The following is a 21,505-nucleotide window of genomic DNA, read 5'->3' as shown; positions in this document are numbered from 1 at the left end:
TATTTCCAAAGTTTAGTTTACTGAAACAAGTCCACTGCGTTTATAACCATCAACATAATATTCAAGCTGGCCAAGTGCCCAGTCAATATCAGTCTGAATAGCTGTCATGTTATTAATACGTTCAAATACAGGTAACAGCTCGCTAAAGGTATAGTGTTTTTCAAATGACCTTAAAATACGGCTATGTTCTGTAATTTGTGTATTGTCATGATCAATCAGCAATTCTTCATATAATTTTTCACCTGGGCGCAGACCACTATAGCGAATCTCTATATCGCCTTCGGTTGTATCTTGTTCACGAACTGTTAAACCACTTAAAGATACCATCTGCCGTGCCAGATCCTGGATCCGTACCGGCTCCCCCATATCAAGTAAAAATACATCGCCACCTGTACCGAGTGCCCCGGCCTGAATTACCAGCTGTGAAGCCTCAGGAATAGTCATAAAATAACGGGTAACCTCAGGATGGGTCACAGTAATCGGACCACCTTTAGCAATCTGCTGTTTAAACAGAGGTACTACTGAACCAGATGAGCCCAATACATTACCGAAGCGCACGATACTGATCTGGGTCTGGGTCTGTTCTTCTGCCATTGCCTGACAGTATAGCTCTGCCATGCGCTTGGATGCCCCCATTACATTTGTCGGGCGGACTGCCTTGTCGGTTGAGATCAGTACAAAGGTTTCTACAGCCTTTTTAATGGCAGCATTCAGACTATTGGCCGTACCAATCGCATTATTTTTAAGACCGGCAATCGGGTTACATTCGACCAGTGGCACATGTTTATAGGCTGCAGCATGGTAAACCGTCTGTACTGCGTACTGTTCAATTACCCGTTCCAATTTCTGCTGGTCGAGCACGGTCCCTAGAATTGGAATAATCTCGCATTGGGTCGCCAGTCGCAGTTCTTTATCAATACTGTACAGGGCAAACTCGGTTAATTCATAAATTACCAGACGTAAAGGCTGGTTTTTAATAATCTGGCGGCATAATTCCGAGCCGATTGACCCACCTGCCCCAGTCACCATAACTACCTTATTATGAATGTTTTTAGCCAGAAGGTGATCAATTGGCGGCACAGGATCGCGGCCAAGCAGGTCAATAATATCTACTTCACGGATATCGGCGATTTTAATATCACCATCTACCAGCTTAGTCAGGCCTGGAAGCTCGGTAATTTTAAGCCGTGCCGGTTCCAGCTGTTTAATAATTTCGCTTTTACGGACCCGGCTAGCCGAAGGAATAGCAATTAAAATCTCTTCTATATGATATTTTTTAAGAAGCTCAAGTGCCTTTTGAATAGAATAGACACACAGGCCTCCAACAATATGACCCTGCAAGTTTGCTTTATCATCTATAAAAAATACAGGTAAGTGTTCATCTGAACGAAATAATGCTGCGGCAATCTGCTGGCCGGCATAACCAGCTCCATAAATCGCAATACGTTTACGTCCCAAACCAGATTGTAAAGCACCTTTAATGACAAAACGGATGATTGCCCGGCTAAACCATACCCAGCCAAACATCATAAAGCCGAACATAAAAGGAATAGACATCGGGATAAAAGCAGGAGAAAAATAGGCCAAGGCATAAAGTGTGCCAATCATTAACAGCATGGCAAGTGCCAGCTTGACCATAAAAAATTCATTGAAGGTACGTACAATAAAACGGTAAATACCGCAGATTGCCAGACAGATGACTCCAATAATGCTTACCAAGAAAGCGCCATGATCTAGGCCAGGTACTACCTCAACACTCAAGTCAAATTGGCGAATGGCATAACAGAGCCACAGGAGTACCGGAAAGACAATTAGATCCAGTAAGACTAGAAAACCCTGTTTAATAAGTCGGGGAGCTGATGCAAGTTTAAAAATAAGTTGTTTCACGATGATCTTCTAGTATGAATTATTTCATCAAATGCAAATCTTTATACGCCTTTGCTTTTGATAAATAAATATTTTTTACCCGAGTACTACAATAAACATGAAATATGAAAACAAAAAAGAGCCAACATGTGCGTTAATTTTATATTAGCTTCAACAACGATCAGGTATTCATCATTTTTATGACTTTTTGAATCACTTCAACTGTTTTAACTAAATTTTCAGTGCTTAAAGTCGGATGCACTAAAAACATTAAGCTGGTCTCGCCCAACTGCTTTGCTTGTGGAAGACGCTCAGCCGGTCGCCATGGTGTATGATCAAATGCATGTTCAAGATACACTTCTGAGCATGAACCACTAAAACACGGAACGCCCAGGGTATTAATTTCCTGCATGATCCGGTTACGGTCCCAGCCTTTTGGCAGGTTTTCTGGCTTCACCTGTACATAGCATTTATAGTAAGCATGTACAAACTCAGGTGGTAGATTCGGTACAGAAAAATACTGACTTTGTGCACAGGTATCTAGAATTTTTTGAGCATGTTCAGTTCGCTTCCTGGTCCATTCTGGCATTCTTTTTAACTGGATCCGGCCAATGACTGCCTGCATTTCCATCATGCGCCAGTTAGTTCCAAATGAATCATGTACCCAGCGAAAGCCTGGTGGATGCTGCTTGTGATAAATACTGTCAAAGTTCTTGCCATGATCTTTATAAGACCACATTTTTTTCCACAGCGCTTCATCATTGGTAGTGACCATACCGCCTTCACCCCCTGTGGACATAATTTTATCCTGACAGAATGACCATGCCGCAATATGACCGATGGAACCGGCTGGCCGGCCTTTATACTGTGCACCATGTGCCTGCGCACAGTCTTCAATTACATATAGTCCTTTATCAGCAGCCAGTTGCATGATAGGGTCCATATCACACATCCAGCCCGCCAGATGCACACAGATAATTGCTTTGGTATCTGGTGTTAAAACAGCTTCAATCGTAGCACGGGAAATATTTTGTGAATCCAGCTCGACATCGGCAAAAACAGGATTAGCACCGGCTGTGACAATTGAACTGGCAGAGGCCAGAAAAGTGCGTGAGGTGACAATCACATCATCCCCCGGTCCGATACCTAAAGCTTTTAATGCCAGATCAAGTGCGACCGTACCATTGGCGAGAGCAATTGCATATTTGGTGCCGGTATAGTGTGCAAATTCTTTTTCAAATTCCCGGCATTCCTGGCCTGTCCAGTAATTGACTTTATTGGAGAGCAAAACTTGAGAGACGGCACTGGCTTCTTCTTGAGTAAAGCTTGGCCATGGTTCAAATGCAGTATTTAGCATGGTACGACCTAAAATTAAATGATAATAAAAAATTAAAAAAAATTATTTCTTTTCAAGTATACGCGCCGGGTTTCCAATGACAGTAACCCCAGGAGGTACACTTTTTGTAACTACTGCCCCCATGCCCACTACAGCACCTTTACCAATGACCAGAGGGCGGTCTGGTGTACCCTGTTTAATCACGGCACCTGTACCAATATAGGCATGGTCTTCGATATGGATATTGCCATTGCATTTCACCCCAGGAGCAAAGGTGACGTAATCACCGATGACACAGTCATGAGCGACATAGCTATAAATATTGGCATGAAAGAATTTTCCAATTTTGATATTGGATGTCAGACAAGTAAAAGGACAAAGTAAACTTCCTTCACCAATATGCACCTCATCTAGAATAACTGTATTGCCTGCATGAACATCTAGATGCTGTATCTGGTCCTCATTTAAACGCTGAACCAGTTTTTCACGAACTTGACTATTCGCGATAGCAATGGTTACAGCCTTATGGGTATTTGGTGTAGCGAGAAAATCCTGATAACTTAGAACAGCATAGCCATTTAAACTATTGCCAGCTTGGCTATCATCGATAAAAACAAAGTTATCTTTGGTTAAGGTTGGAAATTGCTGGCGAACCAATGGCATAACTTCTTTACCAAAACCACTTGCACCGTAAACACCAATATATAAAGCTTTCATTATGTTTCGTCCTTGTGTTGTGAGCCAGTAAAACGTGTCATAGTCGCTTCACCCTCGGCACTGATATCATCTTTTGCTAAAACTTTATGTACCGTTTTAAACATGATTTTGAAGTCGAGCCAGATGGACTGATTTTCGACGTACCAGGTATCCAGCTTGAATTTTTCTTCCCAGCCAATGGCATTACGTCCATTGACCTGCGCGTGACCCGTCATGCCCGGTCTTACATCATGGCGTTTGGCCTGTTCAGGGCTGTAAAGCGGCAGGTATTCCATCAACAATGGGCGTGGGCCGACAATACTCATATCACCTTTGATTACGTTCCACAGTTCCGGCATTTCATCCAGACTGGTGGAGCGCAGCATTTTGCCAAAGGGGGTTAATCGCTCACTGTCTGGTAAGGGGTTGCCTTGAGCATCTACAGCATCTTTCATGCTGCGAAATTTAATCATTTCAAAGGGCTTGCCATGTAACCCGGGACGCACCTGGCGAAACAAGACTGGAGAGCCCAGATTTTTTTTCACTTTGTAAGCAACAAAGGCATAAAGTGGTGAAAGCAGGATCAGGGCGATGGAAGCGATGATAATATCGAGAAGGCGTTTTAGCATTTAGATCAAACCCATTTCTTGCATCATATGTGTGTTTACCTGATGTACATCGTATTTATGAAGTGCGATTTCTCGGGAGCGGCTTCCCATTTTAGCGATAAGCTCTGGCTGAAGAATCAGTTTCTCCATTGCTTTTACTAAACTTTCCACGGATTTTACTTCAACTAGAAAGCCGTTATCGCCATCGGTAACAGTTTCACGACAACCTGGTGCGTCCGTGGTAATAATTGCCCTGCCCATTGCCATGGCTTCTAAAACTGTACGGGGTGTACCCTCACGATACGACGGCAACACATACACCGAACTTTCTGCAATTGCAGGGCGAACATCGGATAGTTTCCCCCAGTAGTTTAATGTGTTACTGGCCACCCATTGATCCAGTTCTTGCTGACCAATGGCCGAAGGATTTTCATCAATCCAGCCCACCAGATTAAATTCTACATGCGGATATTTATGTTTTATGATTTTTGCTGCTTCGGCATATTCACGAACACCTTTATCTACCAGTAAACGTGCAATCAGCAAGAAGGAAATTTTAATTTTTTGATCAGCAGTTAGAGGCAAAGGCAATACATTAAAGTCGGCAACATTGACCCCCGAACCGTTCACTACTACTGTAGGCGTTTGAGTGTTTAAAAGCTTTAAATCCTGAAAAAGTTTTAAGTCATCCGGATTTTGGAAAAATGCCTTATGACTGTGCGACAATGCCTGCTGGTATAAACCATGAACCAGTTTCTGGAAAACACTACGCTTAGTCTGAGTTTCTACATTTTGAAATGCATAGCCCAAACCTGTAATTAAGGCATATCGATTCGGTACTTTTGCTAGCCACGCAGCGAGTGTTCCATAGATCACCGGCTTGATCGTATAAGATAAAACATAATCAGGTTTGATTTTTTTTATAAGCGTATACATGGTCCCTAAGGTTTTTAAGTCTGCTACAGGATTAGCACCTGTACGCTGCATGGAAACTTCATGTACGAAATAACCAAGTTCTAACAGTTTTTCATGCTCGGCAAAAAAATAAGTTAGATCGGGTGCAATAATATGGATTTCATAGCCGTGATTATGGATCGATTCAAGCAATTTTCCACGGAAATTTAATACTGAAGGGAGAAAACTAGAAATAATTAAAAATTTCATTATTTTAAACTCTTATCTAATTCTTTATTTTTAGCACCAATAACACTTAATAATAAAAATATTAAGCAGGGTAAAAACATCCATTTTTGTCTCATAGCAATACCTAAATTCGCTGTAGTAGTAGCTAACATTATCAAACAGATAAAAAAGTATACCCATAAAAAAATACGATTTGACTCAATTGAAGGTTTAGATTTCTCTAAGTAGGCAACGACCCCTAAAATTAATAAATAAATTAAAATAATATTGTCCAATGAAGCAATTAGTGCAAATAGTGTATGAGCTTCAAATGGTAAAGGTCTAAATAGATAGCTTAGCATTTGCATTGGCAAGCTCATTGAGGCTATATCTAAACTACTACCCCCACTTAAATTGGAATTCTGTCTTTTATCTACGTATGCATCTACATCGGACAACTCATCTGCTTCTGACAAACCAATATAATTTACCATTATAGGAATAATAAAAGCTGTAATAATAAGTGATATAGTTCCAAAAAAAACTTTTATATACAATGAGGTTCTTTTGTCGAAAATAATCGAAAAAGCAAATGCAATAGCTAGTGCAGCACCTATGTGAGGTCGTACCATAAACATAGAAAAAATTGAAAAAAATAATAATAATTTGCGATTTTTAAAATCTAGTGCAGACCATAATGCTAAACCTAATGCCATAAATGAAATAGCATCTTTTCCGAGTGCAGTAGTCCAGAAACTTATTGATGGTAAAAAAACAATTACCCAACCTAGTAATTTAATATTTTTACTTTTGTATAATGTTGCTTGCTTTATTGATCCTGCAAATGCTAATAAGCCAATATAACCAATATAACCATGTATTAAAAATTGATCAACATAAGAAAAACCAAGAAAGTTATACAAAAAGTAAGTAAAATATATTATAAAAGAGGTACCAAAATTAAACTCCCTGTTATCAAAATTTAATGCATTATAATAATATTTATTTGAATCCGCCCCAAAAGTTAAAGCAAACCATATATATACCACACAAAATAAAGTATGCCAAAGGTATAAAGACAAACTTAATTTGTAATTTATCTTAAAGTAATTACAAACCTTTAGAGATAAAATTAAAAATATAGAAAATAATATAGGTGCCCAAATAATATTTGAAAAAGCATCAAACTGATACATCACATTCCCTTTAAATAGATTTCTTCATATAAAACTACAATACGAGATAAAGGAAATTCTTTCAAAATTCGTTCCTTATTTTCAGTTATAACTTCTGAAAAATCTTTTATACTACTTAATATATCTTCTAATATACTTAAAATTTCAATTTTATCTTGTGCTATAAATTTTTCATTATTTAATAAATATTTAGAATCTCCAACATCTAATGCCGTAACTAAAGTACCAATAGCCATAGCCTCTCCTAAAACATTTGGAAAGCCTTCTGTTTTAGAATGCAAACAAAAAATATCCATTGTTTTTAGGCATTTTGGTATATCACTTCTCTGACTAAGCAAGCGAAAATTTTTTACCAAATTATTTTCTTGCAGCCATTTCATTAAAACTTCATTGTTTTCGTCATTATCACGACCAACCATCATAAACTTTAAATTGGGGAAATCTTTAACTAATAAAGCAGCAACCTCAACAAATAACTTTTGATTCTTGACTTCATTAAAACGTCCAACTGAACCAATCACAATATCTATATCTGATAGACCTAACTCTTGTCTAAGTTGCATTCTATCTTCTTCTGTCGCCACAAGTTTGTCTAACTCAAACCCATTCGGTATCACAACCATTTTACTAGCATCATACCCAACCTGAATATGTAAATCTTTTGACACATGAGCAGCACAAACAATTTTTTTAGGAATACGATACGATAATTTAGCACATATTCCTCGTAAAACGACTGTTATGCGAGATGCACCTTGAGTTACATCTGTTGTGCGGATACCCCAAATAATATTGTCAATACCAACCTGTTTAGCGGCCAAACCTCCCAAAAAGTCAGCATGGTACATCCAAGTCTGCACTACATCGGGACGAACCTGCTGTATCAGTTTTTTGAGTTTAAAAAATATTACTGGAAGCTTAAAAACAGATGTCATCCCCAATGTATACACAGGAATCCCCTGATCTACGAGAGTCTTCCCTACAACCCCCAAATCTGTTAAAGAAACAACTTCATGTTGATATTCACCTTTTTGTTGGCTATGCAGAACCAAACGCTTTAGCATCAGTTCTGCCCCTCCTACATTCAGACCAATAATAATATGAAGTACTTTTTTAGACATGCTTTTTCTCAACGAAAGTGAAAAGACCATACCCCAAGGTATCTTCGTGATGAGAGGTTTCATCAACAAAGCACCATTCTTGATTATTTTCTATATAGTAACCCTCTGATTTTCTTAACGCACTTGAGCCAAAATTCGTACCTTGGTACTCAATCAGATAAACATGATTATCCTTTAATGCTAAATCCATAGAAATATATGGGTTTTCAAGCTTAGTAAATATTTCTTTCGCAAAATCTAAAACTATAGCAGGGACATCATGGTAGTTAAACTTCTTACTACCACTAGCACGAAAGTCTCCTTCTCTTACATCTCTACGCATCGCATAAAAACGTTCACCAATCACCAATACTCGGTAATCACAAGTTAAGTCTTCTATAAAATTCTGTGTGATAAATCGTTTAAATGGCTTGTAGTAGTAACGATATAAAAGATAATTTTCTTTAGGTAATTGATACTGTCGAATAATATTTTTTATCTTACGCTTAGTGTTCAACCCAAATTGTTTTTTTTTAATACGTTCTAAATCACTCTCACTCTTAACAAGTTCGACACCGCTACTTCCAGAACCACCTACTGTTTTAAATACATAGGGAAATGCAATATCTAGTTGATCAATATCAAATAAATATTCACTAGATAAATGATCAATACCTTTTTTCTTTCTTACAGCCTCTTGAAACCCCTTGTTCTCATGAGCCAACAATATTTCATAAGATGGTGCAAGTAAGCATTGATCCTTTACAAAATACAGAACATCTTTCAAATAAGCTCGCACTTCTTCTTGTTCAAAAGAAGTGTAAATCAAGATATCATTCTGTTTAAATTCCATATGCCGAATATCTGTAATCGAAATATATTGCACATCATAATTATGAGTTAAAAAAGGTGCTGCTAAACGCTTTACATCTAAAGTATTCCAACTGTTTATAGCACTGCCAAAATAACCATTGGGTAGAGTTGCAAAATATACTTTTTTCATAGTCTTTTCTTAAATTCCAATATATTGAGTTTTTTGGTTTTCAATTTTCTTAAACATAATAAATGCAGTTGTAGCTAAGAGAAATTGACAAGAAAAAATATTGGCCGCACCACCAATGAGCCCAAAGGCTGTAATTAGTGGGTATGATGCAATTAATCCAAGAATAGATACTGTAATTGTAATCTTCATTACGATCCTATCATAACCTCTTGCTATTAAATAATTCGTCGCATAAATATGGTAAACAACAACACTCGTTACACCAGAAATTAAGATTAAAAACACAACTGATGCTTGCTTATCTGTAATACCAATCCATTGGAATACCCAAGGGTGAATGAAGGCGGCACATACTGCTAGTAACACAAAAAAACCAATATAATATTTACTATAAATATAAAACTTGTCTTTATTTCTCACCAAGTAGGGAAAAACAACAGTTGAAACAACAGAGTTAAATACATTAAGTAAATTTACAATTTGTCGAATTGCGCCAAATACACCTGCTGCATAGTTGCCTAGTAGAAGACCAACGAGAAAGGTTGTCGTGTTATTATAAAAGTTAGGCATAAATTGGTTAACAAACAAAGGAAAACCTTTATATAAGGTTGTCTTAACTTGTGCAACTCTTACCAATCGCAACCGAATAGAAAAATGTTTATAAATAATGTAATAAGCAATCAATGCACTTAGAAGATATCCACAACCAAACAATACTGGATATATCCAATAATCCTGTGGTTTATGAATAAATAAAAACACACCTATCGTAAAAGATATTTTTACCGACAAATCAAGAATTGTAATATATCTCATTCTTTCTATGCCACGAAAGAACCACTCTGGAAACATAGTATGCCCAATAAGTGTTAAGCACATAAGACAGAAAATGAGACTATCTTCTCTAAATTGAGGAGTAAAGCATATAATCGGAATTAAAACCACTAAGCTTAGTATTAACAAAGTAAACTTAGACCACAGAGTCTTACTATAAATAAAATTTAATTGCTTCTTACTATGTTTGTGTTTTGCAATTTCCCTTGTTGCAGAGAGATTAAAACCATAATCTGTAACTGCTTGAAAATACATAATCAGCGACATAGCAAGTACAATTGCACCATAGTAATGAAACCCTAATACTTTAATTAGATAGGGTAACGTTACCAATGGCAAAATAAGATTAATCAGTTTTAAAGCAGATAATGAAAAAAAATTATCAACTAAACGTCGTATATCTTTGTTTTTAAATACACGCTGTATTTTTGACATTTTTATTCAACGAGGTGGCTAACATACCATGTCATTGCCAATCCAACACCTTGCATAATTCGATATAGTGGTTCATAACCTAGCAATGTTTTGATTTTGGTTACATCTGCCTGAGAGTGTCTTACATCTCCAGCTCGAAACTCACGATATACAGGTTCTTTGGTATAAGATACACCTTGCTCATTTAACGCAGATTTAATCGCATTAAATAAGTCATTGAGTGTCGTTCGATCACCTACTGCAACATTATAGACTTGGTTTTTTGCTTCATCATTTTCAGTGGTTGCTGCCAAAATATTGGCTTGAACCGTATTTTCAATAAAACAAAAATCTCGACTGGTTTCACCATCACCATTAATAAAGACATCTTCACCTTGAATCATGGCTGCTGTCCACTTTGGGATCACAGCTGCATATGCTCCATTTGGATCTTGACGTTGACCAAAGACGTTAAAGTAACGTAAGCCAACCGCTTTAAAGCCATAAGTACGCGCAAATACATCTGCATATAACTCATTGACATACTTGGTGACGGCATAAGGTGAAAGTGGGTTACCAATATTTTCTTCCACTTTTGGTAATGCTGGATGGTCACCATAAGTTGAACTGCTGGCTGCATAGGTAAAACTTTTGACTTCTGCATCTCGTGCAGCCGTCAGCATATTTAAAAAGCCGGTAATATTGGCTGCATTAGTGGTAATCGGGTCGGCAATCGAACGAGGTACAGAACCTAAAGCGGCTTGGTGCAAAACATAGTCAACTCCTGCACAGGCTGTCTGGCAGTCTTCAAAATTCCGTATATCACCTTCATAAAACTTGAAGTTTGCCCATTGTTCAGGCTTAACGAGACTTTGCACTTCATCCAGATTATGCTGATGACCTGTGGCAAAATTATCCAGACCGACCACATTTTGGTTCAGCTTTAACAGGGTTTCCAGTAAATTTGAGCCAATAAAGCCTGCTACACCGGTAATTAACCAGGTTTTTGGTGCTTGTTGTAATTGCTCGCATACAGTTTGATATTGGCTCACGTTTATGGTCCCTATAGATTACAGACGAAGGTCAGATTCAGATTGATCCAGTACATATTTCAGGTCATATAAAATATGTGCTGACTTGCCTAGGACACGTAATGCTTCGGCACCCATGGCTTTAAACTGATCATGGGCAACGGCCAGAATCACCGCGTCATACTGCCCCTGCTCCAGATTGGCGACTGGAGTAATCCCGTATTCATGTTGGGCTTCGTTTGCGTCCACCCATGGGTCATACACATCGGCAGCAATATTGTATTCTGTCAGTTCATTAACAATATCAATAATTTTAGTGTTACGAATATCCGGGCAGTTTTCTTTAAAACTTAAGCCTAAAACCAGAACCTTGGCACCTTCAACCTGAATTTTTTTCTTGATCATGGCCTTGACCAGCTGGGTAACCACATAAGCCCCCATGCCATCATTTAAACGGCGACCCGCCAGAATAATTTCAGGGTGATAACCGATAGACTGTGCCTTATGAGTCAAATAGTATGGATCGACACCAATACAGTGTCCACCGACCAGACCTGGACGGAATGGCAAGAAATTCCATTTGGTACCAGCAGCCTGCAATACTGCTTCAGTATCAATTCCCATTTTATTAAAGATCACGGCCAGTTCATTAATCAGGGCAATGTTGACATCACGCTGGGTATTTTCAATGACTTTTGCCGCTTCAGCCACTTTAATGCTAGTCGCTTTATGCGTACCTGCCTCAATCACCAGGTTATACACCTGATCAACAAATTCAGCGACTTCAGGGGTAGAACCTGAGGTAATTTTCAAAATATTGGTCACTCGGTGCAATTTATCGCCCGGGTTAATTCGCTCCGGACTATAACCGGCAAAGAAGTCCTGATTGAACTTCAGGCCTGATACCTGTTCCAAAACTGGAATACAGGTCTCTTCAGTTGCCCCCGGATATACCGTAGATTCATACACCACCACATCACCTTTTTTAAGCACCTGACCAATGCTGGTCGAAGCTTTAACAAGTGGGGTCAAATCTGGCTGCTTAAATTCATCAATCGGTGTAGGAACAGTAACAATAAAAAAATTACATTTTTTTAAATCTTCTAACGTAGAAGAGAAACTTAGCTTCTTAGCTTGATTTAATTCTTCTGGTGATACTTCTAAAGTATGATCTTGACCACCTTTTAATTCATCAATACGCTTCTCGTGAATATCAAAACCAGTTACTGGTACTTTTTTACCAAACTCTACCGCCAAAGGTAAACCCACGTAGCCTAGGCCTATAATTGCTATTTTTAATTCAGGGAGTTGCAACATAGAACAGCCTTTATCCTTATATGTTAAAATCAACAATTTCTATAATAGAAAAACTTAGCAAGTCATTAAGGGACAGTAATATAACAGAAAAATTTCAATAGAATTTCTTGATTAAAAGTCATTTTGTTTATTTCTGTTATCTTTTGTTTTATATAAAAAATTTAAAAATAAATATATTTATATATAAAATTTTTAAATTACATTATTCTGACAAGTACACAAATTTATACAAACTATACAAACCAAGAAATTCTTCTAGTGTATTCCATGTTTTTTTCAGTTAAGATTTCTGCGCATTGAGTATCAATTTTATATTGTTCATTGAATTAAACAAATTAGAGATAAATATATAAGGGTCAAGCGTGAAATTTTACCAAGCTCTTTTTTTATTGGGTTTCGGCCTCGGTTCTACAGGATGTGCGATTACTTCAGGTTTTCAAACTTATAATTTGCCAGAAGAAGGGGTGTATCAGACTGAGCTTGGTACACCATTAAATATTGTAAAAATTACACAAGATAATTTATCCGCTATTCAACCAGCTACGGTCAATTTTCAACGTGACTATGCCCACTTGTTTCAAAATATTCCACATACCTATTTATTAAGTCCAGGAGATGTTCTTTCCATACAACTGTGGGCTTATCCAGAAATTAGCGGGAACAGTACTGATCCCACAAATGGTTATCAGATTGATCAAAGTGGATATATACATTTTCCTATGATTGGACGCTATAAAGCCGCAGGTAAAAGTTTAGTCAAAGTTAACCAAGAACTTCGTTCCCAACTTTCTCGTTATTTAAAAAATCCTGATGTCATTGCACGTGTAATCTCTTACCAAGGAAAACATATTTCAATTTTTGGAAATGTTGAAAAGTCTGGACAAATCAACTTAAATGATCAACCCATGACGCTGTATAATGCCTTAAGTATGTCAGGTGGGGCCGCAGAAAACACCAGTAATACCTACGTGCAGCTTATTCGTAATGGTATGACATATGACTTAAATATTATTGAGTTAGAACGTGCAGGAATGTCACTACATAATTTAATTCTGCAACCTAATGATACCATCTACGTCAGTACTCGAGAAAATCAAAAAATATATGTGATGGGAGAAGCCAGTAAAAATCAGGCATTATCTATACGTGACCAGGGTATGAGCTTAGGTGATGTGCTAGGTGAAAGTCAGGGCATTAATCCACTTTCAGCAAGTGCAGGGCGTATTTATGTTTTACGTACGAATCTTAATGATCGAAGTACAGAGCTTTATCATCTTGATTTAAGTAATATAGGTGATTTCGGACTAGCCAATCAGTTTAAAATGCGTAATAACGATGTCGTCTATATTGACTCGACTGGCTTAACTCGCTGGCAACGTGTCATTGGACAGATTGTTCCATTCTCTAATGCTATTTATAGTTTTGATCGTTTAGGTAACTAATAATGGCCATTAAGAATATTCTGGTTGTGTGTATCGGAAATATCTGCCGCAGTCCAATGGCAGAGTATTTTTTAAAGCAAGAATTTCCAGAGCTTCATATTGAATCAGCTGGGATTTCTGGTTTAACAGGTCACACAGCAGATGAGAAAGCTCAGCTTTGTATGCAGCGATTAGGTATGGATATGCAATCGCATATTGCCAAAAAATTAAATGCCGAGTTAATTAAAAAAGCTGATCTTGTACTGGTCATGAGTCAGAATCAGCAAAAACATATTGAACAGAGTTGGCCTTTTGCTAAAGGAAAAACCTTTCGGCTGGGCCACTGGCAGAATAAAAATGTACCAGATCCTTATCAGCATGATCAGCAGGTATTTGATGAAACCTGTGAACTGATTCAAAGCTGTATTGCGGACTGGAAAAAATATATTTAACTTTTGAACCAAGAATTATGAGCCAAAATACCACCACTGAAGATACCATTGACCTAAAGGAACTGTTTTTTTCCTTGATTGCGCAGTGGAAGTTAATTGCCCTCTGTACGATTTTAAGCCTAGTTTGTGCTTTACTTTACCTCAGGACTACACCGAATATTTATCAAGTTGATGCCATAGTTCAAGTAGAAGATAAAAAAGGGGCTTCTGCAGCATTATTAGGCGATCTGTCTGAGATGGTTGAACAAAAGTCTCCAGCACAGGCAGAAATCGAAATTTTAAAATCTCGCTTAATTCTCGGTAATGTTATCCATTCTTTAAATCTTGATGTGCAGATTTCAAGCACTGAAGACAGTTTTATACAACGTTTACTTCATAAGCCTGAATATCAAACTAAATATTCTAACCAATCAGTTGTTTTTAAAGACGGGAACAAGTCTTTTAGTATCCGTCAATTTGATGTACCCTCTTATTACTTAGACAGAAATCTACAGCTAACTTTTGAGAATAATAATTTTATTTTAACTGACACTATGACGCATGAGCCAATCTTTAAAGGTATGCTCAACCGTAGAAATCAGTTTAATTCCCAACACGGGCTATGGAAAGTTGCTATATATAGTAAGGACCAGTTAGCAGATACCTATAATATTAAAAAACTTTCCTTACCAGCCGCAGTAAATACTATTTCAGCCCCTTTTTCTGTAGCAGAAAAGGGCAAACAGTCTGGTATTCTAGGATTGAATTATGAAGGTACAGATAAGCAGTATATTACACAGGTCCTAAATGCGATATTAACGGCGTATAGTCAACAAAATATTGAGCGGCGTACAGCAGAGACAGCTCAAACTTTAAAATTCCTAGATGAACAGCTTCCACAATTAAAACAGCAGCTTGATAAGTCTGAACGTGAATTTAACAATTTCCGTGAGCGTTTTAATACAGTTGATGTCACTAAAGAGTCTGAATTATATTTAACTCAGAGCATTACATTAGAAACCCAAAAAATAGCACTTGAGCAGAAACAGGCAGAGATGGCAGCTAAATATACTGCTGAACATCCACAAATGCGTGAAATTAATGCCCAGCTTGGTGCAGTAAACAATAAAATCAATGAACTGAATGGTACATTAAAACGACTACCTGAATTACAACGTCAATACTTACAGTTATTTCGTGAAGTTGAAGTAAACCAGCAGCTTTATACCGCCCTGCTCAACTCTTACCAACAGCTTCGAGTTGTCAAAGCAGGAGAGATCGGTAATGTGCGTATTATTGATACTGCAGTTGAACCATTAGGACCAATCAAACCTAAAAAATTACAGGTTATTATACTTTCTCTATTCTTAGGTGCTTTTCTTGGTACACTGTTAGCCTTATTACGTAATATGATGCGCTCAGGCGTAAAAGATTCGAGTCAAATTGAAAATGAATTAGACTTACCTGTTTACGCAACTGTTCCTCGCTCACCTGTACAGGAGAGCCGTATTAAGCTTCTTAAAAAGAAAAAACATATTCCTATCCTTGCAGTTAAGAATAGTGATGACATTGCCATTGAAAGCCTGCGCAGCTTGCGTACTGCCGTCAACTTTGCCTTGGCCAATGCCAAAAATAATATCATCATGATCGCAGGACCTGCACCGGAAGTGGGGAAATCTTTTATTTCTACGAATTTGTCAGTGATCTTTGCACAGAGCCACAAGCGTGTTCTGCTGATTGATGCAGATATGCGCCGTGGCTATCTGCATAAGTATTTTAATGTAAATACACAGCCAGGACTGTCTGAATATCTAAATGGGCAAAATAATCTATCTGATGCAATTCATGAGACTGAAATTAAGAATTTATATATGATGAGTCGGGGGAAAAGTCCGGCTAATCCTTCTGAATTATTAAGCTCTGCAGCTTTTGGTACAATGCTAGAGCAACTTTCCAGGCAGTATGATCATATTATTATTGATACTCCACCGGTACTGGCCGTGACTGATGGAATTATTATTTCTCAATATAGTGGTGTAAACCTGATTATTGCCCGCCATGCTAAAACACAAATGAAAGAGCTGGAGATTACAGTGAACCGCTTTGAGCAGGCAGGCGTAAAAGTTAATGGCTTTATACTGAACGATATTCAGCGTACTGCGGCAGGTTATGGTTATGGTTATAACTATGCTTATGCTTATCAGGCAAAAAAAGATGATTAGATCATTTTTGAAATAATTTAAAAGCCGGAGTTTATTCCGGCTTTTTATTTTACGGTAGTAGATAGATTGTTATACAAGTTTAAAGTAGGATTTTAATGCACAGAAAAAACATATTGTTTGATTGCAAAATATTCTATGCTAAAAGAGTTAGATGACCTGATTACCCTATGGTCTATGTTAAAAGATAAAATGAACTGGAACGCCCTTTATGAGTAAAGCCTTACCTATTGCTGTTGCTGTTATCCTCGGCGGTGCTGCCCTGATCCCTGTTTACTATGCCAGCCAGCATCCTGTGACGCATACCGGTAATGTTAGCAAAAATGCCTCTTCAATCCAGAAAATCAGTTATGCGCTGGGTTATGAAGTTGCACATCAAACTCCACCAGAACTTGATGTTGACAGTTTTGTAACTGGTATCCGTCAGGGACACGCCCGTGCCAAGCCAGCTTATACTGAAGAAGAGCTACAGGCAGCGTATGTGCAGTTCCAACAAGATATGCAGAAAAAACAGCTTGAACAGGCTCAAAAAGCTGAATCTGACAGTAACAGCTTTTTGACTGAAAATGCCAAAAAAATTGGTGTACAAACTACAGCTTCAGGGTTGCAATATAAAATCGTTAAAGAGGGGACAGGTAAGCAGCCTACCGCTACTTCCCGTGTGACAGTTCACTATAAAGGCCAGCTGACAGATGGAAAAGTATTTGACAGTTCTTATGACCGTGGTGAGCCAGTCGAGTTCCCTTTAAATCAGGTCATTCCGGGATGGACAGAAGGTTTACAATTACTGAAAGAAGGCGGCAAGGCTACCTTGTATATACCTGCTAAACTTGGTTATGGTGAACAAGGTGTACCTGGTACGATTCCACCAAACAGTACTCTAATTTTTGATGTAGAACTGCTTAAAGTACAATAATAATGCACAGGAGGGTTTGACTACCCTCCACCCTTCAGGATTTTTTATGAAAAAAACACTGCTCGCTTCTATTTTAATCTCGGCCAGCTTCTCTGTCTGGGCGTTACCTGTGACCAATAAAAGTCCGCAAAAAGACCAGCTGGGTTATAGCTATGGCTATGTCATGGGTCGTACCAATGCAGATACCTTGAAAGACCTTAATCTGGAAGCTTTTATTCAGGGCCTAAAAGAAGGCTCTGAAGGCAAGTCTGCTCGTTTGACTGAAGAGGAAATGGCTCGAGCCTTAACTCAATATAAAAAGCAGGCGGAAGCTGAACAGCTGATTGAATTTCAGAAAATGGCTGCCAAAAATGGGCAGGCTGGTGCAGTATTTTTAGCAGAAAATATGAAAAAACCTGGTATTATTAGCACCAAATCTGGCCTGCAATATCAAATTATTCGAGCGGGACAGGGGAAAACTCCCAAGCCAACCTCACAGGTCAAAGTACATTATGAAGGCCGTTTACTGGATGGTACCGTGTTTGACAGTTCAATTGCACGTAGCCAACCGGTAGATTTTCAGCTGAACCAGGTCATTGAAGGTTGGTCTGAAGGTTTACAGACCATGAAAGAAGGCGGTAAAAGCCGTTTCTTTATTCCAGCCAAGCTGGCTTATGGCGAAATTGGTTCCGGTGACGCTATTCCACCGAATAGTACCTTAATTTTTGATGTAGAGCTTTTACAGATCTTGCCTTAATTTCTGTTCTTTGACATCCTCCCCGACCTAAAGGACAGGGATTCCTCCTACGAGACGCTCATGTCCGAGCGCAAGAATGTTGAGTGCTGAGTTTATATCTCTATCGTGGAATGTACCACATTCCACACACTGCCATTCTCTTATTCCAAGCCCTGCTCTACCTTTCGGACTACTGGAGCGTGAACCACAGCACGAACAAGTCTGGGTGGTATATGCCTCGTTGACTTCTTCATACCATACTCCTGCGTTCTCGCATTTATACTTGAGCATGGATCGAAGTGTTGTCCAACCTGCATCTAGGACAGACTTGGCTAGTTTGGTCTGTGCTAATGCTTTGGCATTGACATTGCCAACGAAGATTGCTGCATGTTCATTCACCAGTTTATGGCTGAATTGATGCAACATATTTTGTCGTATATTTTTAATTTTGGCATGTATCGCTTTGACACGTTTCTTATTTTTTGCACGTTGTGCAATACCAAGTCTTTGTTCGTATTGGCGATAAATTTGAGGGGCTTTGAGTTTCATCCCATTTGAACAGGTCGCTAAATCTTTTAAGCCTAAATCTATGCCTATTGATGTTTTTGCATTGGTCTTTACTTGTTGAACATTTTCAACCACTAGACATACATACCAGCGTCTACGACTGTCTTCTACAAACGAGCCTGTTTTGATATTATATTTACTTAGTCCATAACTGTCCCATAGTTTGAATTGGTGCTTGCCATATTGAATATAGCCATCAGCATATTTGATTGCTACTTTCTTGAAGGGTATCCAACCTAACGAACGCCTAGCCGATTTCTTATTACTAACACGCCATTTTAGTTTTGCTTTCTTGAATTGCTTGCGTCTTATGACTAATTCTTCTGTGACAGCCTGAATAGTTTGGCTATGCAGATTACATTCTTTAGATGCGCCTTTAGTATATTTAGCAACGTCATAAGCTGAAAAGAATTGCTGTTTTCTTTGCAGATACTTGAAACACAAATCATTGACGTAATTCCAGACAAAGTTTACCTCTAATGCTAGTTGGTCTAACTCCTTGCAATATTTGTCTTTTATGCGTAGTTTAAGTGTCTTCATCACTAAAATATATTTGGTCTATGAGTAATAGTCAAGAGATTAGGACAGGTCGCCATTGTGTTTTTAATATGCACGTTCATTTAGTCTTTGTGGCTAAATATCGTAGCGATGTTTTTACCAAAGCTATGCTTGAAACAATGCGTGATGTGTTTGAGCGTGTTTGCCTTGATTTTGAAGCAGAATTAGTAGAATTTGACGGTGAAGATGACCATGCCTATTTACTTGTAAATTATCCACCTAAAGTTGCTATTTCTAGCTTGGTCAATAGTTTAAAGGGCGCATCAAGTCGTATTTTACGCACTAAACACCCCGAAATTAAAAACAAACTATGGGGTAATGCCTTATGGTCGCCCAGTTATTTTGCAGCCAGCTGTGGTGGTGCTCCAATTTCAATCATTAAACAATATATTAAGAGCCAGCAAACACCTCATTAGTAATCCTAGCTAACCCCTACAAGGGGGACTAGCGGATTGCAGCCTTATATTACCGCCCTGAAGGGTGAGGTTTTACGGCTATCCTGATAAAAAAACCGCCTATATAGAGGCGGTTTTTTATTTATATCGTAGTAAAACTGGCTTAATGCTTGAGCTGGCGAGGATGAAAACCGCTGATCAGCAAACCAACAGCATAAGCTAGAACTCCGACTATACACAGTCCTGCCACTTCAGCCACACGTAACCACTGTGAAAGCTCGCCGTTATACCACTGTAAGCCAAACCATAAGGCAGTTGCCATTACAGTGTTGGCGACCACGAATTGTATAAACAGTTTTTTCCAGTGGCTACCGAAGCGGAAAATATTACGCTTATGCAGGTAATAGTAAAGCAGACCGGCATTGGCAAGTGCAGAACCTGAAGAGGCCAATGCCAGCGCCATATGCTCTGCATGCCAGTTGATCAGTTTAAAAAATCCAATAAAGACTATATTCAATATAGCATTGGTTGCAACTGCAATCAGGCCAACACGAACTGGAGTCTTGATATCCTGCTGGGCATAGAAGCCAGGTGCAAAGACTTTAATCAGCATAAAGGCAATTACTCCCGCACTCATACATTGCAGTGCCAGTGCTGTCATTCGGGTATCTTCCCAAGTAAACTCACCACGCTCAAATAACGCCTGAATGATCGGTGTAGAGAGCATAAACAGTGCAATACTGGCTGGAATACCAACCAGCATGATTACGCGGGCTGCCCAGTCCAGCATGCCACGGAATTTGGTCTGATCCTGCTCGGCATGACGGGCTGAAAGTGAAGGCAGGATCACCGTACCAATCGCGACACCGATTAGACCCAGCGGCAATTCAGTCATCCTTTCGGCACTATACAGCCATGAGACCGAACCATCCTGCATAAAGGAGGCCCAGATGGTGTTCAGTAACAGGTTAATCTGGGTAACTGACACCCCGAACAGTGCTGGCAGCATCAGTTTAAGAATACGTTCTACCCCTTCATGCTTAAAATCCACTTTAGGTGGAATCAGCAGTTTTTTACGCCACAGTTCCGGTATCTGAATCGCCAGTTGTAGAATACCAGCGACAACCACAGCCCAGCCCAATGCCATGATTGGCTCAGCCATATACGGTGTCAGCCACCAAGCCCCAGCAATCATCGCGACATTAAGAAGTACGGGTGAAAAAGCTGGTGTACTAAAAGAACCATAGCTGTTTAAAATACTACTGGCAAAAGCCGTCAGTGACATAAACATCAGGTAAGGGATAGTCAGGCGGAACATGTCGACTGCCAAATCAAACTTGGCCGGATCATCATGAAACCCTGGTGCATAGATATACAGAATAGCCGGTGCTGCTACCATCGCGATAAAGGTTAATAGCGTCATGACCGTCAGCAGGCAGCCAAAAACCCGGCTAATCAGAATCTGGACTTCAGCATGAGTACGACTGGTTTTATATTCAGTTAAAACCGGAATAAAGGCCTGCGAGAATGCACCTTCAGCAAACAGACGCCTGAAAAAGTTAGGGATACGAAAGGCCACCACAAAGGTATCGAAATCCTTGCCAGCACCAAATACATTAAGCAGGACCACATCACGTACCAGTCCCAGTACCCGTGACAGCATGGTCATTGCACTTACAATAAAGGTCGATCGCCACAGCGCCATGTATCCACCCAAGCCAAAAAGAAAGACGTTATTGTAATGAAAGTGCAGTAAAATT

At 38.9% G+C, this 21,505-nt stretch carries 19 protein-coding genes; 6 read left to right on the top strand and 13 right to left on the bottom strand.

Features of this window, described 5'->3' with window-relative positions; translation table 11 throughout:
* Positions 1 to 12: 12 nt before the first annotated feature.
* The 11 genes from B3X18_RS05475 to tviB form a co-directional block, all read right to left on the bottom strand.
* A complete protein-coding gene (locus B3X18_RS05475; RefSeq protein WP_005404727.1) occupies positions 13 to 1,887 on the bottom strand; it encodes a polysaccharide biosynthesis protein in 1,875 nt (624 codons plus the stop codon).
* A gap of 160 nt (positions 1,888 to 2,047) precedes the next feature.
* Positions 2,048 to 3,223, bottom strand: coding sequence for a DegT/DnrJ/EryC1/StrS family aminotransferase (locus tag B3X18_RS05470; protein WP_005404726.1), 1,176 nt, complete (start codon positions 3,221 to 3,223; stop codon positions 2,048 to 2,050).
* Positions 3,224 to 3,265: 42 nt separating this feature from the next.
* Positions 3,266 to 3,919 carry an acetyltransferase gene (locus B3X18_RS05465; protein WP_286935176.1) on the bottom strand — a complete coding sequence of 218 codons (654 nt, stop codon included), beginning with the start codon at positions 3,917 to 3,919 and terminating at the stop codon, positions 3,266 to 3,268.
* Positions 3,919 to 4,527, bottom strand: coding sequence for a sugar transferase (locus B3X18_RS05460; protein WP_004780503.1), 609 nt, complete (start codon positions 4,525 to 4,527; stop codon positions 3,919 to 3,921). The genes B3X18_RS05465 and B3X18_RS05460 overlap by 1 nt, the downstream gene beginning before the upstream one ends.
* Positions 4,528 to 5,670: a glycosyltransferase family 4 protein gene (locus tag B3X18_RS05455; RefSeq protein WP_004780500.1), complete on the bottom strand. Its 1,143-nt coding sequence runs from the start codon at positions 5,668 to 5,670 to the stop codon at positions 4,528 to 4,530.
* Positions 5,670 to 6,824: a hypothetical protein gene (locus B3X18_RS05450; RefSeq protein WP_004780499.1), complete on the bottom strand. Its 1,155-nt coding sequence runs from the start codon at positions 6,822 to 6,824 to the stop codon at positions 5,670 to 5,672. The genes B3X18_RS05455 and B3X18_RS05450 overlap by 1 nt, the downstream gene beginning before the upstream one ends.
* Positions 6,824 to 7,945: a glycosyltransferase family 4 protein gene (locus B3X18_RS05445; protein ID WP_004780496.1), complete on the bottom strand. Its 1,122-nt coding sequence runs from the start codon at positions 7,943 to 7,945 to the stop codon at positions 6,824 to 6,826. Before B3X18_RS05445 ends, B3X18_RS05450 begins: the two co-directional genes overlap by 1 nt.
* Positions 7,938 to 8,927 (bottom strand): ATP-grasp domain-containing protein, encoded by a 990-nt coding sequence (locus tag B3X18_RS05440; RefSeq protein WP_004780494.1) that lies wholly within the window; start codon positions 8,925 to 8,927, stop codon positions 7,938 to 7,940. The genes B3X18_RS05445 and B3X18_RS05440 overlap by 8 nt, the downstream gene beginning before the upstream one ends.
* A 9-nt stretch (positions 8,928 to 8,936) precedes the next feature.
* Positions 8,937 to 10,196, bottom strand: a complete 1,260-nt coding sequence (locus tag B3X18_RS05435) for an oligosaccharide flippase family protein (RefSeq protein ID WP_004780493.1) — start codon at positions 10,194 to 10,196, stop codon at positions 8,937 to 8,939.
* 2 nt (positions 10,197 to 10,198) lie between these two features.
* Positions 10,199 to 11,227 carry an NAD-dependent epimerase/dehydratase family protein gene (locus B3X18_RS05430; protein WP_004780491.1) on the bottom strand — a complete coding sequence of 343 codons (1,029 nt, stop codon included), beginning with the start codon at positions 11,225 to 11,227 and terminating at the stop codon, positions 10,199 to 10,201.
* 18 nt (positions 11,228 to 11,245) lie between these two features.
* The gene (gene tviB, locus B3X18_RS05425) at positions 11,246 to 12,523 is read right to left on the bottom strand and encodes a Vi polysaccharide biosynthesis UDP-N-acetylglucosamine C-6 dehydrogenase TviB (RefSeq protein WP_286935175.1); all 1,278 of its coding nucleotides are present in this window, start codon (positions 12,521 to 12,523) and stop codon (positions 11,246 to 11,248) included.
* Positions 12,524 to 12,885: 362 nt separating this feature from the next.
* Between tviB and B3X18_RS05420 the strand changes: the two genes are divergently transcribed.
* The 5 genes from B3X18_RS05420 to B3X18_RS05400 all read left to right on the top strand — a co-directional run bounded on the left by B3X18_RS05420 (position 12,886) and on the right by B3X18_RS05400 (position 18,246).
* Positions 12,886 to 13,965: a polysaccharide biosynthesis/export family protein gene (locus B3X18_RS05420; RefSeq protein WP_005017403.1), complete on the top strand. Its 1,080-nt coding sequence runs from the start codon at positions 12,886 to 12,888 to the stop codon at positions 13,963 to 13,965.
* Positions 13,966 to 13,967: 2 nt separating this feature from the next.
* Positions 13,968 to 14,396 carry a low molecular weight protein-tyrosine-phosphatase gene (locus B3X18_RS05415; protein WP_005017405.1) on the top strand — a complete coding sequence of 143 codons (429 nt, stop codon included), beginning with the start codon at positions 13,968 to 13,970 and terminating at the stop codon, positions 14,394 to 14,396.
* A 17-nt stretch (positions 14,397 to 14,413) separates the two neighbouring features.
* Positions 14,414 to 16,597 carry a polysaccharide biosynthesis tyrosine autokinase gene (locus tag B3X18_RS05410; protein ID WP_005017407.1) on the top strand — a complete coding sequence of 728 codons (2,184 nt, stop codon included), beginning with the start codon at positions 14,414 to 14,416 and terminating at the stop codon, positions 16,595 to 16,597.
* 208 nt (positions 16,598 to 16,805) lie between these two features.
* Complete coding sequence (locus B3X18_RS05405) at positions 16,806 to 17,510, top strand: FKBP-type peptidyl-prolyl cis-trans isomerase (protein WP_034685796.1); 705 nt, start codon at positions 16,806 to 16,808, stop codon at positions 17,508 to 17,510.
* A 46-nt stretch (positions 17,511 to 17,556) separates the two neighbouring features.
* A complete protein-coding gene (locus B3X18_RS05400) occupies positions 17,557 to 18,246 on the top strand; it encodes an FKBP-type peptidyl-prolyl cis-trans isomerase (protein WP_005017411.1) in 690 nt (229 codons plus the stop codon).
* Positions 18,247 to 18,273: 27 nt separating this feature from the next.
* On the opposite strand, the gene B3X18_RS05395 is transcribed toward B3X18_RS05400, so the two are convergent.
* The gene (locus B3X18_RS05395) at positions 18,274 to 19,332 is read right to left on the bottom strand and encodes an RNA-guided endonuclease InsQ/TnpB family protein (protein ID WP_034672248.1); all 1,059 of its coding nucleotides are present in this window, start codon (positions 19,330 to 19,332) and stop codon (positions 18,274 to 18,276) included.
* Between the two features lie 20 nt (positions 19,333 to 19,352).
* Here B3X18_RS05395 and tnpA point away from each other — a divergent pair, with 20 nt between their 5' ends.
* A complete protein-coding gene (gene tnpA / locus B3X18_RS05390; protein WP_005023768.1) occupies positions 19,353 to 19,766 on the top strand; it encodes an IS200/IS605 family transposase in 414 nt (137 codons plus the stop codon).
* Between the two features lie 142 nt (positions 19,767 to 19,908).
* Here tnpA and murJ read toward each other — a convergent pair whose 3' ends face one another.
* Positions 19,909 to 21,450 (bottom strand): murein biosynthesis integral membrane protein MurJ, encoded by a 1,542-nt coding sequence (murJ, locus tag B3X18_RS05385; protein ID WP_286935174.1) that lies wholly within the window; start codon positions 21,448 to 21,450, stop codon positions 19,909 to 19,911.
* Between the last annotated feature and the right edge of the window lie 55 nt (positions 21,451 to 21,505).

The organism is Acinetobacter sp. UBA6571, assembly GCF_002434085.1.
Lineage (GTDB): Bacteria > Pseudomonadota > Gammaproteobacteria > Pseudomonadales > Moraxellaceae > Acinetobacter > Acinetobacter radioresistens.
The sequence above is the reverse complement of the archived record's forward strand: the minus strand, read 5'-3'. Positions and strand labels throughout refer to the sequence as shown.

Bases quoted from the DNA above. Each gene is read 5' to 3' on its own strand.
- B3X18_RS05410 (WP_005017407.1), top strand. From the start codon at position 14,414: ATGAGCCAAAATACCACCACTGAAGATACCATTGACCTAAAGGAACTG.
- B3X18_RS05435 (WP_004780493.1), bottom strand. From the start codon at position 10,196: ATGTCAAAAATACAGCGTGTATTTAAAAACAAAGATATACGACGTTTA.
- B3X18_RS05405 (WP_034685796.1), top strand. From the start codon at position 16,806: ATGAGTAAAGCCTTACCTATTGCTGTTGCTGTTATCCTCGGCGGTGCT.
- B3X18_RS05400 (WP_005017411.1), top strand. From the start codon at position 17,557: ATGAAAAAAACACTGCTCGCTTCTATTTTAATCTCGGCCAGCTTCTCT.
- B3X18_RS05415 (WP_005017405.1), top strand. From the start codon at position 13,968: ATGGCCATTAAGAATATTCTGGTTGTGTGTATCGGAAATATCTGCCGC.
- murJ (WP_286935174.1), bottom strand. From the start codon at position 21,450: ATGGCGCTGTGGCGATCGACCTTTATTGTAAGTGCAATGACCATGCTG.
- B3X18_RS05395 (WP_034672248.1), bottom strand. From the start codon at position 19,332: ATGAAGACACTTAAACTACGCATAAAAGACAAATATTGCAAGGAGTTA.
- B3X18_RS05460 (WP_004780503.1), bottom strand. From the start codon at position 4,527: ATGCTAAAACGCCTTCTCGATATTATCATCGCTTCCATCGCCCTGATC.
- B3X18_RS05470 (WP_005404726.1), bottom strand. From the start codon at position 3,223: ATGCTAAATACTGCATTTGAACCATGGCCAAGCTTTACTCAAGAAGAA.
- B3X18_RS05445 (WP_004780496.1), bottom strand. From the start codon at position 7,945: ATGTCTAAAAAAGTACTTCATATTATTATTGGTCTGAATGTAGGAGGG.
- B3X18_RS05440 (WP_004780494.1), bottom strand. From the start codon at position 8,927: ATGAAAAAAGTATATTTTGCAACTCTACCCAATGGTTATTTTGGCAGT.
- B3X18_RS05465 (WP_286935176.1), bottom strand. From the start codon at position 3,919: ATGAAAGCTTTATATATTGGTGTTTACGGTGCAAGTGGTTTTGGTAAA.
- B3X18_RS05455 (WP_004780500.1), bottom strand. From the start codon at position 5,670: ATGAAATTTTTAATTATTTCTAGTTTTCTCCCTTCAGTATTAAATTTC.
- B3X18_RS05450 (WP_004780499.1), bottom strand. From the start codon at position 6,824: ATGTATCAGTTTGATGCTTTTTCAAATATTATTTGGGCACCTATATTA.
- tviB (WP_286935175.1), bottom strand. From the start codon at position 12,523: ATGTTGCAACTCCCTGAATTAAAAATAGCAATTATAGGCCTAGGCTAC.
- tnpA (WP_005023768.1), top strand. From the start codon at position 19,353: ATGAGTAATAGTCAAGAGATTAGGACAGGTCGCCATTGTGTTTTTAAT.